We start from the raw sequence: 16,778 nt of genomic DNA on the forward strand, positions 1-16,778 counted from the left end.
TGGTTTTTATTATCGCATTCCAAACCCTCTTTTTCGGGAAGAAAACTCTTGTTTGGGTGTATCCAGCACTTGTGCAATGGCTTCTTTTCTTGTTGGAATCGAACTGGTGGAGAGATCTGTCAATTTGGATTGCTTTAATAATTGCCCGTACTGGTCTTTTCTCTCAATATTCATTTTCTGCACATCGAAAAGACCGTCTTCATGCTTCACCCACATATTGCATTCAATTTTTGGCTTGTCCTCGCCATTCCATTGCAGGTAAGTTTTAAGCATCAGAATATTGGGCAAATTCGGTTTATCCGTTCCATCATTGCAAGCCTCCAAAAACTTGCTGATACTGTCTTTGATTTTATCTGCATAGCCTCCTTCAGTTTGGAAATAGCCATCGTATCCCTTGTCGGTCAGGGATTTTGCGAATGTTTCTACATCAAGTGATTGTTTCATATCTCATCTTTTTAGCGTTCAATAACTTCAATATCCTTATTCTCTATCACTGCAAATTTTTCGATATTGAAGCCCTGCGGATTATTATCGGAACGGACTGAGTTTACCAGATAGCACGAGGTTATCAGATTACGTCTGGTTACATTGCTGGAACGGATAATAAACTGTTTGGCATAGGTTCGAACCGCATACGGATAGGTATCAAAGTTGCATACCACGCTGTCCACCTCGGTACGCTGCTGCACATTACCTGATATGATACGGTTGTAGTAACCTTTTTCTGAAAGGTCTTTGTAATAATCAAAGGCACTTTTGTCGGCAAGATTGAACGCCCTTTTCATATTGCTTTCAATAGCATCCTTATCAGGAGCCAGCGTAAAGAAGAGCTCATGAAATCGCCTGATATGTTCCCTGGCTTCAACTGGGCGGTTAATACTCGCATCCTGTGACAGCGCCAGCATCAGTGATTTTCCATTATCCAGGACATAAACCTTTTGGCGTTGCTGCTCCGCAAAGCTGTAGGACTGCCATACGGCATATCCTACAACACTTATGCAGAGTACGGCAAATACAAGGGCGTACAGCCTGATTTGGCGAAAACTGTTTTCGATATTTCTTAATGTCTTAAATTCCATTTTCTTGAATATTTGATTGTTTTATTTTCCCATTAATTTGCCACCGATGTTTCCTACCGCCGAACCGGCTCCAGCTCCTGCAATATTTCCAGATTTCATTGCTGTCTGGTTTACATTGCGGGTGAAGTTTCCTGCACCGCCTGCCTGAATGATCCAGCCTGTAACTGTTGGGATAGTGAAGTATCCTACGATACCGATAATCATAAATATGATGTAAACCGTATTGCTCGTATCAGGTATATAGGTGGGGTCGGCAAGCATTTCGATGTCCCGTTCGAGTATGAGCGATTGTATCCTTGCAAGCATGGAACTGAATAGATCAGAAACAGGAAGCCACAGATATACGCTGACATACCTGGTAATCCATTGCGTGAGCGTGGACTGAAAGCCATCCCATACGGATATCGCAAAAGCTATTGGCCCAAGTATGGAAAGTACGATCAGAAAAAAGGTTCGTATCGTATCTATGACGAGTGCCGCCGCCTGAAAAAGGATTTCCAGCAGATTGCGGAACCAGTCCTTAATAGCCTTTTCAATATTATAGGCCTGCCTGTCCATATACATTCCTGCCATTGTGCCGATGTCGGAAGGCGACCAACCCAATTCATCTAATTTCTTGTCAAACTCTTTATCCGATACCATATAGGCAGTTTCAGGATTTCTCACCATTGCTTCGTATTCCAATTGGTCTTTCTGCTGTTGCAACTTATTGAGATCAAGTACCTGGTCTTCGAGTATGGCGTGTGTTCCCGTAACGACAGGGCTTAATACCGCATTTATGGTTCCCAAGACGATGGTTGGAAAGAACATAATGCAAATACCCAATGCAAATGGACGCAAGAGCGGAAATACGTCAATTGGTTCGGCACGGCTTAAAGCCTGCCAGACCTTTAATGCCACATAAAACAATGCTCCCAAACCAGCCAACGCTTTGGCTACTGCTGCCATATCGCCTGCAAGTGGCATCATATCGTCATATAGCGACCGCAGGACTTCGTGAAGATTATTCCATTCCATTACTACCAATATTTTTGATTAGAATTTCCATATAGTTCAAGCACTCTCTTGGCGTCGTTTTTCTTTTTCGCTCTCAGGTAGCTTACCGATATATTTTTATTGGTGTAATAGCGTACAAGGCTGTGGTAATCTTTTACTTCCTTGTACACACGGTCAATAATGTCCATGCGTTCTTTGTCATTGAGTGAAAGGCTCGATGAGCTTACAATCTGTTTGAGTTCTTTCAGCAACTCGGTACTTTCATTAAGCAAAGCCGAATAGCCATTACCAATGGCGGTGAGTTCCTGTGGCGAGAAATTGGGATCGTTCATCATTTTTCCGAAATTGGTTACATACATTTCGGACACATTGCCAACCAGCAAAACAGTCTGCTGTACTTTACGGGCATCTTTTACCAGATTGTTGACAGCCTGAAGCTTGTCGTAGTATTCCTTTCCCTGCTTATAGACTTTTTCTACTTCCTTGAAGTTTTTTACCACGTTGCTGACGGTCGAAGAAGTCTGCACGATTTCGTTTGCAGAGTTCAGGATACCCGAAGCCAGGTTTGTCGGATCGGTAACCACCCATTGGGCTTTTGCGGACGGTGCTACGGCGAGCATCAATGCCGTACAAACCACATACATTACTTTTTTACTCACATTCATCTTTATTTGATTTTTGTGTTCGTGAATCTTCGATTTCATTGTTCAGAAATTTTAAATTGTTAATGACTATTGATTTGATTTGTCACGCCGCTGCATAGCGATGTGTTTGATCGCGAGTTCTACATTGCCATCCAGTTCAGCAGCAAGCTGCATAACTTCCATCTTTTCGGTTTCTTCAGTGGTATAGGCTAAGTATTCCTCCAGACTGACTTCTGTGGCATAGACTGCCGAGTGCGTACCACCTAAGCCAATCCAAACCTCCTTGTAAAGTCGGCTGGCATCATTGTTCATATTGATGGAAAGTACCTGGCCTTTTTCCTTGTCTGTAAGTCCCAACATAGCCTGTATGTCATCGAATTTGTTCATATACTTGCGCTGGTCTAATAGAATTTTGCAGTCGGAATTATTGATGATACTTTCCTTGACAATAGGCGATTGGATAATATCATCGACCTCTTGAGTTACGACTATGGCTTCCCCGAAAAATTTACGCACAGTCTTAAAAAGGTACTTGATATATTCTGCCATACCTTCCTTCGCAATCGCCTTCCAGGCTTCTTCAATCAGGATGAGCTTTCGGATACCTTTCAGCCTTCTCATCTTGTTGATGAACACCTCCATAATGATGATGGTCACAATCGGAAATAAAATTTTGTGATCCTTTATCGCATCAATTTCAAACACAATAAAGCGTTTTGATAAAAGGTCTAATTGCTTATCAGAATTGAGCAGGTAGTCATATTCACCACCTTTGTAGTAAGGTTCGAGCACGTTCAAAAAATTGGCAATGTCAAAGTCTTTTTCCCTGACCTGTTTTTCTTCGAGTACCTTGCGGTAATCTCCTTTTACATATTCGTAAAAACCATTGAACGATGGGAAAATATCATCCTGTTTGATACGTTCGATATAACCGCTTACTGCATTTGATAATGCGACCTCTTCAGAACGGGTTGGCGGTTCATCATCACGTTTCCAGAGTGTCAGTATCAAGGTCTTGACACTCTCACGCTTTTCGATGTCGAACACGCCATCATCAGTATAAAAAGGATTGAAGGCGATCGGGTTATCTTCCGTATAGGTAAAGTAAACACCGTCTTCGCCTTTGGTTTTGCCTTTAATCAATTCACATAAACCCTGATAAGAGTTACCCGTATCTACCAGCAAAACATGAGCACCTTGCTCATAATATTGTCTTACCATGTGGTTGGTAAAAAAGGATTTCCCCGAACCCGACGGACCAAGTATAAACTTGTTCCGGTTTGTGATAATCCCACGTTTCATCGGCAGATCGGATATATCCAAATGGATCGGTTTTCCGGTAAGCCTGTCAGCCATCTTGATACCAAATGGCGAAGGTGAATTGTGATAATTGGTTTCTTCTGTAAAAAAGCACAATGCTGGCTCAATGAAGGTGTAAAAACTTTCTTCCGCAGGAAAATCCCCCGCATTGCCCGGCATTCCTGCCCAGTACAATGTAGCTACATCCGTAGTGTTGTGACGCGGTTTGCATTCCATCAGTGCCAATGCACTACCGCAATCGTTCTTCAACTGTTTGAGTTCCGCAGGATCTTCCGACCACGCCATAATGTTGAAATGTGACCGGACAGACGAAAGTCCAAAACTGTGGGCTTCGTTGAGATACTTTTCTATCCACTCTTTGTTGATCTGGTTGGCACGGCTGTACCGAGCCAACGAGTGCATATTCCTAGCAGACTTCTCAAACTTTTGCAGGTTGTCTTCGCTGTTATCCAGAAATAGGTACTGATTGTAAATGTGGTTACAGCTCAGCAACAATCCTACAGGTGCAGCAAACGATAAACGGCAGTCGCTACGGTCAGTAGACAGCTTTTCAAATCGTGTATCTGCCGAAACAGTTGCAGGCAAATCGTCGGTATCAGACAAAGTATGTAACGACAGCCTTTTATTTCCAATACGGACTTCTTCAGCATTTAAGGCAATATCCTGCATAGGCGTGCCTGCTTCTCTCGACAGCGTAAGGTATTGTTCCAATAATCCCTGCGTTTCATCTGTTCCGATGATATCATCTTCAGTCAGACGCCTAAGTGTTACAAATCCACTATCGTTCAGGATACGTTCAAACTGTGTTACCGCTTCCATAAACCGATTTATAGTTTCCTTATTGATTTCCTTTGGAATAAGGTTGCCTTTACAAAGCGATGAAAAATTGCTTTGCATACGCATTCTATTCTTGGTGGTTTTCGTCAGGAACAAATAGCAATAATGGTTTAGGAATGGTCGTTCGTTGAAATGTCGCTGGTAGGATTTTGACAAAAAACTTTGGTCATCCTGCGAAAGATCAGGCTGATAGTTTTCTTTGATATACCAATCCTGCTTGTGTATTACCGTAAAGTCGGGCAAGGTCTTGATAGCCTTGTGCCAAGCGGAATGAATGGCTTCGTACTCGGCAGAAGCTACTGTAAACAGTTCCGGCAACTGTACCTCAAAACAGGCGGTAATGTCCGCATCTTTAGAAAGAATGCAGTTATTCTCTACTGCCAGCAAAGGAAATTTGTTTTCCAATGTGGCTGTCTTAGCTACATTTCTCATACGGTTTTGGATTTAGGAGTTAATTTTAAATACCTGTGTACAGACTTGCGACAAATGATGTAGCGGGGGTGTCTTTTGCTTGCACCTATTTTCATCAGTCCGTGTTCACCGTATTTTCTATTCAGTGAAAAGGTCTGCCATACGATGAGCGAAGCGCCACCCGCACCGAGGAACAGGCAGACGTAATTACTTACGCCAGCCATATACAGTATCATTACCAAGATGAGCGTTCCGAGCAGACCGCCAGCGAAGATGAACAGGTACTGTGCTTTGAGACCTTTAAATTCCACCGTTCTTCCGATGCCTTTGTTGATATTGTAATTCATAAGGCAAGGGATTAAAGGAAGAATGAACGCAGGATTGTAGCGGCTACGATCAAGAAGATACACGCACCAAACCACGAAGCCGCTGTTTTGCTTGTATCAGGATCACCGCTACTGAATTTGTTATACACCTTTACGCCTCCGATTAGTCCCACGACCGCACCGATAGCGTAGATTAATTGAGTTGCGGGGTCGAAATAACTTGTTACCATTTGGGTAGCTTCGTTGATACCCGCTTGACCGTTTCCCTGTGCGAATGCACCAATTCCTGACAGCATAGCCACAGCTGTCAGCAAAACTTTTTTTCTCTGTTTTTCCATAATTGAAACACATTAGATTCTTATTGTCTTCCCGCACTTTGCGGGCTTTCGGGACAAAGGTGTTTCAGAAAAAGAGGTCCTATAACAAATTGGCGGTGTGAGGAATTGTTTGGCTTTGAGTGGCAGTTAAAACTATGAAATATCTTATATTAGCTGTTTTTTTTAGCTAAAAATAGTATAATTGTAAATGCTAAAATATAGCTCAATAATTTATTAGAAATCAAACTAATTCAAAACCAATATTCAATTCGATAAAGAAATTAATTACTAATGCAAATACATTTTATCTGGATCAAAGAATTCAACTCAATTAAAGAAGTGGGAGTAAATTTATCCTCTAAATTTCTAATTCATTTAGATAAAAATGGCGAAGATTATTTATTAACCATCAAGGATAATCCTGATTATATTCTTGATTTTTTCAAAGAAAAAAACATTACTAATGTTAGTGCAATTATTGGAAAAAACGGAGTAGGAAAATCAAGTATACTTAAATATATAAAAAACAATCTACCTAAAGGTCTTAATGGTGGTGTTCGGGATGATATGTTTGTCTATTCAGATTTTGAAGGTACAAGTACTGAGCAATATCATATTGCTTATCCAGAGTCAATTCCCCTAAAAATAATATATGAAACTAGCGTTTCTTTTAAGGAAAAAAAATTTGATAAACTACGGTTTTCGTCTAGGATAGATTATGTAGACTTCATTTATTATAATTATCTTCTAGAATTTAATGAAGATTATATTAATTTTAGTGGTTTGCAAAATATATCGACTTCATCACTTCTTTTAAAAGAACGAAAAAGAATATTGGAGGAGAATCAGCCTTTGGTAATTAAGAAGGATTTATTGACTAGAACAAGTGATTTGGATTTCCTACATATGTTAGAAGTTTCGCAAGCAGTTGTCTTTATCACTAAAATGGAGGTGGAATTACCATTTAAAAAACCTAAATCATTACGCTTAAATATAGACTTAAAAGAGGACGATTATTTTGTAACAAATGTGGAGAAGGATGAAGATGTTAAAAAGCTTTTGGAAGATCTTTATCCTATTTCTCTTAATCTTGGAGATACAGGCGTTAAAGGTGCTTTTGTAAGTAACTTACTTTATGCCGTCTTTATCAATTTTTTAATTACCGAACGAAAGTACAGTGTAAATAATCCTTATTTTCATACAATTGATCTGAAAGAAGAAGATACTCGTGATAGTTATATCACTCGTTTTTTTACCAGTATGAAAGGAGCTAACTTTCTTAGTAAAGTAGATGATGAAGAGCTAATGGTTGGAATTCCTAAATTAGATAATTTGTCTTATATAGTGCCTCAGTTTATTAATCTAGTAACTGAGTTGATTGAAAAAGACATTATAATGGTGAAGAGCGAAACAGAAGCTTTTTTTAATTTAGGAGAAAACGCTGATCAATATTTTAAATCCTTTCAGTATTTATATATAGAAATTAAAGGTATTACTTCATTTCTTCAATTTAGATGGCACTCTTTGAGCGCAGGCGAACAGTCTTATTTGTCATTTATGTCAAGGTTTTATTCGTTATTTCATGAGGAATCAATTCGATTACAAAACAATCTAATTATTTTGATTGACGAAGGCGATGTAGGTTACCATCCTGAATGGCAAAGGATGTTTTTTAAAAATACTATCCAATTTTTAAGCGCATTATTTCATGACAAAAAGATTCAATTAATTATCACGTCAAACACTCCTTTTTTAACGTCTGATTTACCTAAGCCCAATGTTTTGTTTGTTGAAAAATCAGAAGATGGGAGACCTGTTTTTCACGACAAACAAAATCATAATGCGAATACTTTTGCAGCAAATATACATACACTTTTTTCCGATTCATTCTACATGAATGGAATGCTAATCGGAGAATATGCAAAAGATAAAATAAATGAAATCATAAAATACATAAATGATGAAAGCATAACAGAGCCTAATTATAATTACAAAAAAATTATAGATAGTATCGGCGAACAAATATTACGAAAAAAACTTCTGGATATGTGGTTTGAAAAATTTGGATTAGCTGAAAAATTGGAAATCTTAAAAAGAGAGGTTGCAGAAATAGAACAAAAAATTAAAAACAAAAATGATACAGGTTCCCTATAGTCTATCAGAGCTTGATAAAATGGCATTAACTTTTTATAAAGATATAAAGAAAGAATTTGATATCAGTTCAAATCTAAAATCCTACGCAGGTAGTGATTTAAAGCCTGTAATGAATTATTTAGAAACAAATCTTAAAAGAATAATCACTGGAAGGCCCGATCAATTAGAGTTGCAAATGAAATTGCTGGATAATCTTGTGAAAACTGCTAAAAGTAACTACCTTAAAAGAAATCCTTTAAATTCGAAGAAGAAACCTACAACAACTGCAAATGTAAATACATGGTTTAAAACTGAAATTTTAAAAATATTTAATTACGACACAGATGAGCAGTCATTTACAAAAAAAGAAAAAGGGAAAATAGCATATCGACACGCCAAGAGACTCGATATGAATACTTGTCCCTATTGCAATGCAAATTTTACTTTTACCATTCGAAATAAAAGAATGAAATCTCGTCCACAATTTGATCATTTTTACAATAAAAATAGATATCCATATTTAGCTTTGTCATTCTATAATCTAGTGCCAAGTTGCGCTTTATGCAATTCGGGAGCTTTAAAGGGTCAGAAACCATTTTCTTTAGCAACAAATATTCATCCATTCATTGAATCTTTAGAAAATGTTTACCAGTTCAGAACAAAAGTTAAATCGGTTGATTTTCTTGTTTCCGGCAAAGATTTTGAGCTAAAAATGAATTTATGTAAAGGAATAAAAGTTAGCAATCCTATTGCAATTAAAGCCAAAAGGAATGTTGAAGTCTTCGCTTTAAATGATCGTTATAAATACCATAAAGATATCGCAGGAAATGTTATTAAAAATTCATATATGTATTGTAATACATCCATTGATGATTTATATGAAACCTTTAAAATAGGCGGAACGAGTATCTTCAAATCAGAATTGGAAATAAAAGAACTAATCGTAGGTAATTATCTAGATCCAATTAATTTTCACAAACGAATACATACGAAATTAGTTAAAGATATAGCAGAAGAGTTTGGGATTGTAATTTAAATAGAATATTAGGGAGTCACACAAACTCCCCAATATCAAAATCACTCAAATCATTATTCCGCAAAGAGGAAGAACTAGCTCCCGTTTCAGATGAGAGTGTACCATCCAAAAGCTCAGCAATTTTTCGGGAAGCACCTTCTACGGAATTTTCCAATAGGATGAATAATTCAGTTCCCTGTAATCTTTGAACTATGGCTACCGTTGTTTCCTTTTGAGATTGTTCCAAATTTTCTTTTTGGAGCAATGCTCCTACGGAGCTTAGTTCGTCGTAGGTAACCCCTTGGGCAAGACTGTCATCACCACCGGATATCCCGTACCTGTTCCATTCTTCTTCCTCATCTTCCAAATCAGGCATATTGCTGAAAACTTCGTCCAGTTCTTCCTGCGGAATTTGAATGCCAACGTTTTCATTTTCGTCGTATTCTATGTCTAAATTATCAGGGGTTATCTCCTGTTCAGCTATTTGGCTTTCATTGGCGGTGTTTGGCACTGAAAGGCTTCTTGCTGGCTTCGGCTGACCCATAATATCGGGCAGGTTCGGATTGGCTTTTTCCTGTGTCAGCTTTTTCTGCGACCTTTTATGAATGACAATCTTATCCTGCAACAGTAGTACAATGACTATCAGCAGGCATATCACAATTATTATTTCCATAATCAAATGCTTTAAAAAATGGGTTTAAACTTTTCGTTGAAATCATCCGTGATTGCTTTTTCAAACATTTCAAAATGATGCTCCAATATATTGTCAAGGTAGGCATACAGCGGTATCTCGTCCTTGCCAATGACCTGAACAATCCTAGATAACCGTTCGTGGTATTCCTGCCTGATATAAATACTTTTATCCCCTCGCTTTGTCATTGAGTGGTTTCTCAAAAAATGTTCACCGTAACTGCCGTCAAGATTTTTTTTGATGCGGTTTCTTTCCCTTTGTACTGGCTTGCTTTGAAGCAATTCTTCCTGTTTTGCTTCTTCTTTTACAGTTTCCTTTTTCGGCTCTTCAGATGGTTCGTGAGGAAGCTGTATGCCGTCTTTTTTAATGCCGTCCACCATCAGGTTCATCATCAACTCTTCGTTGATGTCCGGCGTGACTTTCCTTTTATTATCTTTCTCCATAGAGCTATAATTGTATGATTTTTAAAAACTCATTGATGAACAAATCCAACTGGCAGGCTTTCATCAATCGTTCATCGGGAGGCATTACAGTAGAACGGAAAACCGTTTTGCTGTCCGCCTCGCTTTCTTTTCGAAAACGAGTGCTGTTCTTCACTTGGCTTTGCATCAGACTTAACCCCAGTTGCGCTATAAGCTGGTTGTAAACGTCATATAATGGAGTGCTTTCCCTGCCATCCACCTGGTTCCAAAACAGGTTAATGGTTTTAATTGATGTTTCTCCTTTTTTCATAATTACATCCTGCAAAAGCTGTGTGAAAATGAGCGTGCTTTCCATTACCACACGATCTGCCGTGATAGGTGTAAAGATGTGGTGCATTCCAGCCAATGCTTTTAAGATGCCAGGCGTGTTCACAGTTCCGGGAAGGTCAAAAAATACCACATCAACGGGAATAGCAGAATTTGCAACAAATTCCTGAGCCTCATTCAGTACATTATCTGCTCTATGCTGTATAATCGGATAGGCTTTCTTGTTGATGGTAGTAAATTGCTTGTATGCCATCTTTTTCAAAGCTTCATTTTCCATCACCATTGCCAAATCACGGGCTTTCATTTTCATTAAACTATGCTGAGGAAAATCCGCATCCAATACGGCTACGTTGTAGCCCAATCGATAGTGCATTGTACTCGCAACAAGCGTGGTAAATGTGCTTTTGCCAACACCACCTTTTTGAGAAGAAAAGGCAATAAACAGAGGTTTCTTTTTTGTGTCCATATTTTAAAAATTTAAAGTTTCAAATTCTTGTTTTCCGTCTTACAGGGGTTCCGGCAAGCCGTTCTGAGTTCTCGCTTTCATTCAGGATAGCTATCAGGGTTGCCTGCGTTCATGACTGATGACCTGCTTCCTTGCGGTACAGCAGTCGTGCAATCATTCCGACATCTTATCAGGCAGGCTTGCCATCATTGTTTCATTCCGTCAATCAACCAATCATTCAAGCGGGCTGGATATTCAGATAACAAGCGTTCATGCTTTCTCGTAGTCTTGCAATCTTGCATTCCAGCAATCAGGCAGGCTGTCTTGCCTGCCATCTTGAATGTGTGCTGTCTGCTATTCCTGAAGCACGGACTGCTTGACTTCCTGCAAACATTCAGACACAAAGAACCAATCAATTTTATTCGATTGTATAGCTATGGCAGTGTTTGGCTTTCAGAGGTAGTGTTTGGCATTGCCATACATTACACTCCTTTCGTAAAGAGGAGGTTACTTTGTGAAATGATTTTTATTAACGGATTTATGCAAAAGTCTTTAGACATATCAGGTGGCAACGGGAACGGCAACAAGCCGTTTTTCCCTGTTACATTCAATCCGTCCCGAAGGGCGGATTATAGTGTTCAACCGAACACGGCAAGTTGTGTTTTGAGGCACTCGAAACCGAGTTAGTGCCTCAAAACAACTTGCCCTGCTGGGAGCTGAAAAACACTCTCCGAAGTCGAGGTTTTGTATGAATTAAAAATGGATTAGTGATGAATGATAGCAGTAACAAAAAACAGAATAAGGGCGGACGGACACCTAAAACCGACCCAAGCATCCACCGCCATGTTTTCCGTCTTACAGATGAGGAGAATGCCAAACTTTTATCACTTTTTGAAGCATCGGGAATGCCCAATAAAGCGAAGTTTATCATTTACCTGCTGTTCAATAAGGAAATGAAATCGGTTAAAATTGACAAAGGAACGGTTGATTTTTATATGCGGTTGACTTCGTTTCATAGCCAGTTCCGTTCCATAGGCGTGAATTATAATCAGATTGTGAAGTTGTTGTACCGTCATTTTTCGGAGAAAAAGGCAGCAGCATTTCTCTACAAATTGGAAAAACAGACGGCTGAAATGGCGACTTTATGCCAAAAAATCATTCAAATAACTGGAGAATTTGAAGCAAAACATTTGAAAAAATAGCCTTCGAGATGATAGCGAAAATTGGAAGAAGCGGGAATTTATACGGTGCATTGGCGTACAATCAGCTTAAGGTCGATAACGAAAACGGGCAAATTTTGTTCTCTAATAAGATGATTGAAACCCCAAGCGGTCATTATTCCGTTGCACAATTAGCCCAATCTTTTGCCCCTTACCTGATAGCCAACCGCAATACAGAGAAACATACGTTGCATATTTCGCTCAATCCAGATCCAAAAGATAGCGTCAGTAATGATACTTACAGGGAAATGGCAGAACAGTATATGCGGGAAATGGGTTATGGAGAACAGCCTTTTGTGGTTTTCAAACATACGGATATCGACCGAAGTCATATTCATATTGTATCAGTTTGTGTAGATGAAAGCGGAAAAAAGATTTCGGACAAGTTTGAGAAAATGCGGTCTATGAACATTTGCCGTGAACTGGAAAGAAAGCACGAGCTTATACCTGCAACGGATAAAGAGCGTAACCAAAATGACAAGGTTTTCCGTCCGTTGGATTATCGGGCGGGCGATGTAAAAAGCCAAATCTCTTCCGTAGTCCGACATCTGCCGAACTATTATCAATACCAAACTTTGGGAGAATACAATGCTTTACTTTCCCTGTTCAATATTACCACCGAAAAAGTAGAGGGCGAATTGCAGGGAAAGATGAAACAGGGATTGTTGTACATTCCTTTAAATGAAAAAGGAGAAAGAGCCGGGCATCCATTTAAGGCTTCATTGTTCGGAAAGAACGCAGGGCTTCCTGCCTTAGAATTACATTTTGCGAAATGTAAAAAGGCTTTGAAAGATAGCCCAACCAGACAGACCCTTAAATCTGCCATTACCGTTGCTTTGAAATCAACAATTGATGAGCAGGCTTTTAAAAAGCAATTATCTGAACAGGGCATTAATGTAGTAGTACGCCGGAACGATACAGGTCGGATTTATGGAGTTACATTTATAGACCACAATTCCAAAGCTGTATGGAATGGTTCACGTTTAGGAAAGGAACTTTCTGCCAATATCTTTAATGATTATTGGAACAACAATATCAAACCTGAGATTAAAGAACGTGTTGCACAACAACCGAAAAGGTCCATATCAAATGATGAGGAAATTCCTGTGGAAAAACCACACCATTTTTTCGACTTCCTAAATAATGATAGACACGAAGACGGTTTGATTGAAGCATTTGGCGGATTACTACCCGAAGCCCAAGGCGAAGATTACGAGGAAGAGGATTTTGCTAATAAAATGAAGAAGAAAAGGAAACGCCAAAGAGGTCAATAATAGTAATCAGCCCAAGGCTGCTATACGACATTTGATTAATTTTATTGACAAATTATAATAGTTGAGTTTACACCCTCAAACTTCCCATCGAAGCAGGCGTTATGGGAACTTGAACCATTCATTTCTTTATTTAGGTTTATGTTTCAAGTCATCCTGTTGAACTTTTGCGGCTCTACTCCAGTCAACAAAAATATTATTGGTCTTTGCTGTTTCAAGAGTTTCTTTGAATTTAATTAATGTACTGTTTATTGCTTCTTTTGTTGGTCTTGTCCCGGCAAAAGTAGGAATTTCAATAGGTAAACCATCAGGATTTCGGGCATACTCAATTGATAATTCTTCTCTTTTATCCTCTGGAATGTTAGCCATACCGCACAAGTCTTCAAATGAACTTGATATTCCAACAATGTCTTCTATTTCTGTTCCTTTTAGTATTGATTTTAAAATTATTTCTGATTGATAATCTTTGAAGTTAATTAAAGGTTTTGCAGCTTCGTAATCTTCATTTTTAAATTCTTCCACAGCTTTTTTAAACACATCATCTTCCCATAGTGAGATGATGTTGATTACGATTTCATTGGGTTGTGGAATATGTTTAAATAACATTACAAATTTTGTATTAGTTCTAATTATGCCTTTAAATTTCTTTGCATAATCCTTGTCTTTTGTCCAACTCGCTATTCCTTCAAAAAAATCATCTTCTATTAGTATTGGAATAATCTCGCCTTCAAGTATGAACCTTTTTCTATAACAAAAATGATTTACTGTTTTAAATTTAGCTGGTATATTCTCACACTGTTTTACTAATTCATCCGCAATTTGTCTTCTTTTTTCTTGATTTTCTACCCAACCTCTTTGCCAATTTGATAAAGCGATTAAAAAATCTTTTGAAAATATGTTTTTCTCGTTCATTTGGTGTGTTATAATTTTTAACAGTTCATCTCCTTTTTCTGGTCCTATGGTACAAATGGTTAATTTGTAAATAGATGTATGTCTTTAGATTATTATTGTTTGAAAATATTTGTTCTTTCAGCAACAAAAATAGTTCAATTAATCTTCTACTACAATGGCTTAAATATGCCATAAAGCCAAACACTACCACTCAACGCCAACGACTACCACATTCTTATAGCCACTATACATAGCCTTTAAATTCACGCCCGAAATTAAAACTTAATAATAATGCAGGGAGAAGACGATTTAAGAGGCTTAGCCAAAATTATGGCTTTCATGCGAGCAGTAAGTATCATTATTGTATTGATGCATCTCTATTGGTTTTGCTACCGTTTCTTTATAGAACGTGGTTGGACGTTGGAAGTAATCAACAAGATATTAGGCAATTTCGACCGGACGGCAGGTTTGTTTTCACATACCCTTTACACCAAAGCATTCGCTTTGGTTTTACTGGCATTGAGTTGCTTAGGTACTAAAGGCGTAAAGAATGAAAAGATAACCTGGTCTAAAATTTACGTGGCTTTGGGCGTTGGCATTGTGCTGTTCTTTCTGAACACACCATTGTTAAAACTATCTACAGTAACAGGGACATTCTTGTATATGCTGACCATATCGTTAGGTTATATCGCCTTGCTGATGGCAGGTGTATGGATCAGCCGTTTATTACGCACTAACCTGATGGATGATGTTTTCAATAATGAAAACGAAAGTTTTCAACAGGAAACTAAATTGATGGAAAATGAGTATTCTGTCAATCTACCCACAAAATTCTATTACAAGAATAAATGGAACAACGGTTGGATAAATATTGTAAATCCTTTCAGAGCAACCATTGTATTGGGAACTCCTGGTTCCGGTAAATCGTATGCCATCGTGAACAACTACATTAAACAGCAGATTGAGAAAGGCTTTAGTATGTACATCTACGATTTCAAATTTGACGATCTTTCTACCATTGCCTACAATCATCTATTAAAGCATAGGGATAAATTTAAAGTTCAACCGAAATTCTACGTCATCAACTTTGACGACCCACGAAAGAGCCACCGTTGTAATCCGCTCAATCCGGATTTTATGACAGACATTTCAGATGCTTACGAAGCAGCTTATACCATAATGCTAAATCTCAACAGATCTTGGATACAGAAGCAAGGAGATTTTTTTGTGGAAAGTCCGATTATCTTATTAGCAGCTATTATTTGGTATCTGAAAATTTATGATAACGGTAAGTATTGCACTTTTCCCCACGCTATTGAATTACTGAATAAGAAGTATTCGGACGTATTTACGATTTTAACTTCCTATCCCGATTTGGAAAACTATCTATCACCGTTTATGGATGCTTGGCAAGGTGGCGCACAAGACCAGTTACAGGGGCAAATTGCATCAGCGAAAATTCCATTGTCTAGGATGATTAGCCCGCAATTGTATTGGGTAATGACAGGTGATGATTTTACGCTGGATATCAACAATCCTAAAGAACCAAAAATTTTATGCGTAGGTAACAACCCCGATAGGCAGAATATTTATTCTGCTGCTTTGGGATTGTATAATTCCAGAATTGTAAAACTCATCAACAAAAAAGGACAGTTAAAAAGTTCAGTTATCATTGATGAGTTGCCTACCATATATTTCAGAGGATTGGATAATCTTATTGCAACTGCAAGAAGTAATAAAGTGGCTGTTTGTCTAGGCTTTCAGGATTTCTCACAATTAATAAGGGACTATGGTGATAAGGAAGCAAAGGTTATTCAAAATACTGTGGGTAATATTTTTAGCGGTCAAGTAGTTGGGGAAACCGCAAAAAGCCTTTCAGAACGTTTCGGGAAAGTGTTACAAAAACGACAGAGCTTATCAATCAATAGGAACGATACCTCGACTTCTATATCGACACAGTTGGACAGCCTTATCCCTGCATCCAAAATATCAACCCTAACTCAAGGGATGTTCGTCGGTTCTGTTTCCGACAACTTTGATGAGCGTATTGAGCAGAAAATATTTCATGCCGAAATTGTAGTTGATAATGAAAAGGTGGCATCCGAAACGAAAGCTTACCAAAAGATACCGGAGATTCTATCTTTTGTAGATGAAAAGGGAGTTGATAGCATGAAGACAAACATTGACAACAATTACCGTCAGATAAAATCTGATATTGTTAGTATTGTTGAGAATGAAATTGAACGTATTAAGAACGATCCGAACCTACAACATTTGGTACAAAACGCACAATGATTCTTGATTTTAATATACTTTATAAAAAGCGCCCTCCTTTATCCATAGCAACAAATGACAATTTACTCAATAGTCGCGTTGGGTGCCATTCCCAATTCATTCATATCATCTAAAAAAAAATCATGATATTAATTTGAT

Annotated in this window: 16 protein-coding genes; 5 read left to right on the forward strand and 11 right to left on the reverse strand. The window is 38.2% G+C overall.

Features of this window, described 5'->3' with window-relative positions:
• Positions 1 to 9: 9 nt before the first annotated feature.
• The 7 genes from BLP44_RS14220 to BLP44_RS14250 form a co-directional block, all read right to left on the reverse strand.
• Complete coding sequence (locus BLP44_RS14220) at positions 10 to 444, reverse strand: hypothetical protein (RefSeq protein ID WP_091133872.1); 435 nt, start codon at positions 442 to 444, stop codon at positions 10 to 12.
• Between the two features lie 11 nt (positions 445 to 455).
• Positions 456 to 1,079, reverse strand: coding sequence for a conjugative transposon protein TraK (gene traK, locus BLP44_RS14225; protein ID WP_091133875.1), 624 nt, complete (start codon positions 1,077 to 1,079; stop codon positions 456 to 458).
• Positions 1,080 to 1,100: 21 nt separating this feature from the next.
• Positions 1,101 to 2,096, reverse strand: coding sequence for a conjugative transposon protein TraJ (gene traJ, locus BLP44_RS14230; protein WP_091133877.1), 996 nt, complete (start codon positions 2,094 to 2,096; stop codon positions 1,101 to 1,103).
• A 2-nt stretch (positions 2,097 to 2,098) separates the two neighbouring features.
• The gene (locus tag BLP44_RS14235; protein WP_394363685.1) at positions 2,099 to 2,719 is read right to left on the reverse strand and encodes a DUF4141 domain-containing protein; all 621 of its coding nucleotides are present in this window, start codon (positions 2,717 to 2,719) and stop codon (positions 2,099 to 2,101) included.
• Between the two features lie 87 nt (positions 2,720 to 2,806).
• Positions 2,807 to 5,308: a TraG family conjugative transposon ATPase gene (locus BLP44_RS14240; protein ID WP_091133879.1), complete on the reverse strand. Its 2,502-nt coding sequence runs from the start codon at positions 5,306 to 5,308 to the stop codon at positions 2,807 to 2,809.
• A complete protein-coding gene (locus tag BLP44_RS14245; protein WP_091133881.1) occupies positions 5,305 to 5,634 on the reverse strand; it encodes a DUF4133 domain-containing protein in 330 nt (109 codons plus the stop codon). The genes BLP44_RS14240 and BLP44_RS14245 overlap by 4 nt, the downstream gene beginning before the upstream one ends.
• A gap of 11 nt (positions 5,635 to 5,645) precedes the next feature.
• Complete coding sequence (locus BLP44_RS14250) at positions 5,646 to 5,951, reverse strand: DUF4134 domain-containing protein (protein ID WP_091133884.1); 306 nt, start codon at positions 5,949 to 5,951, stop codon at positions 5,646 to 5,648.
• Positions 5,952 to 6,221: 270 nt separating this feature from the next.
• Here BLP44_RS14250 and BLP44_RS14255 point away from each other — a divergent pair, with 270 nt between their 5' ends.
• Positions 6,222 to 8,084: an AAA family ATPase gene (locus BLP44_RS14255; RefSeq protein WP_091133886.1), complete on the forward strand. Its 1,863-nt coding sequence runs from the start codon at positions 6,222 to 6,224 to the stop codon at positions 8,082 to 8,084.
• Positions 8,065 to 9,099 (forward strand): hypothetical protein, encoded by a 1,035-nt coding sequence (locus tag BLP44_RS14260; protein WP_139159205.1) that lies wholly within the window; start codon positions 8,065 to 8,067, stop codon positions 9,097 to 9,099. Before BLP44_RS14255 ends, BLP44_RS14260 begins: the two co-directional genes overlap by 20 nt.
• A 16-nt stretch (positions 9,100 to 9,115) precedes the next feature.
• Here the strand turns inward: BLP44_RS14260 and BLP44_RS14265 are convergent, their stop codons facing one another.
• From BLP44_RS14265 to BLP44_RS14275, 3 genes are read right to left on the reverse strand one after another with little or no spacing between them, the layout of a single operon-like run.
• On the reverse strand, positions 9,116 to 9,751 hold the full coding sequence (locus BLP44_RS14265; protein ID WP_091133892.1) for a conjugal transfer protein TraD: 636 nt from the start codon (positions 9,749 to 9,751) through the stop codon (positions 9,116 to 9,118).
• Between the two features lie 11 nt (positions 9,752 to 9,762).
• Positions 9,763 to 10,212, reverse strand: coding sequence for a DUF3408 domain-containing protein (locus BLP44_RS14270; RefSeq protein WP_091133894.1), 450 nt, complete (start codon positions 10,210 to 10,212; stop codon positions 9,763 to 9,765).
• Between the two features lie 4 nt (positions 10,213 to 10,216).
• A complete protein-coding gene (locus tag BLP44_RS14275) occupies positions 10,217 to 10,984 on the reverse strand; it encodes a ParA family protein (protein ID WP_091133896.1) in 768 nt (255 codons plus the stop codon).
• 749 nt (positions 10,985 to 11,733) lie between these two features.
• Here BLP44_RS14275 and mobA point away from each other — a divergent pair.
• Both mobA and mobB read left to right on the forward strand, forming a co-directional pair.
• Entirely contained in the window at positions 11,734 to 12,165 is a 432-nt protein-coding gene (gene mobA, locus BLP44_RS14280) for a conjugal transfer protein MobA (RefSeq protein WP_091133898.1), read from the forward strand.
• Between the two features lie 8 nt (positions 12,166 to 12,173).
• Positions 12,174 to 13,457 carry a conjugal transfer protein MobB gene (gene mobB, locus BLP44_RS14285; protein ID WP_091133900.1) on the forward strand — a complete coding sequence of 428 codons (1,284 nt, stop codon included), beginning with the start codon at positions 12,174 to 12,176 and terminating at the stop codon, positions 13,455 to 13,457.
• A 126-nt stretch (positions 13,458 to 13,583) separates the two neighbouring features.
• Here the strand turns inward: mobB and BLP44_RS14290 are convergent, their stop codons facing one another.
• Entirely contained in the window at positions 13,584 to 14,366 is a 783-nt protein-coding gene (locus tag BLP44_RS14290) for a hypothetical protein (RefSeq protein ID WP_091133902.1), read from the reverse strand.
• Between the two features lie 270 nt (positions 14,367 to 14,636).
• On the opposite strand from BLP44_RS14290, the gene mobC reads away from it, so the two are divergent.
• Complete coding sequence (gene mobC, locus BLP44_RS14295) at positions 14,637 to 16,640, forward strand: conjugal transfer protein MobC (protein WP_091133904.1); 2,004 nt, start codon at positions 14,637 to 14,639, stop codon at positions 16,638 to 16,640.
• The last annotated feature ends 138 nt before the right edge of the window (positions 16,641 to 16,778 follow it).

Source organism: Flavobacterium anhuiense (assembly GCF_900101855.1).
In the GTDB taxonomy this organism is placed as follows: domain Bacteria; phylum Bacteroidota; class Bacteroidia; order Flavobacteriales; family Flavobacteriaceae; genus Flavobacterium; species Flavobacterium anhuiense.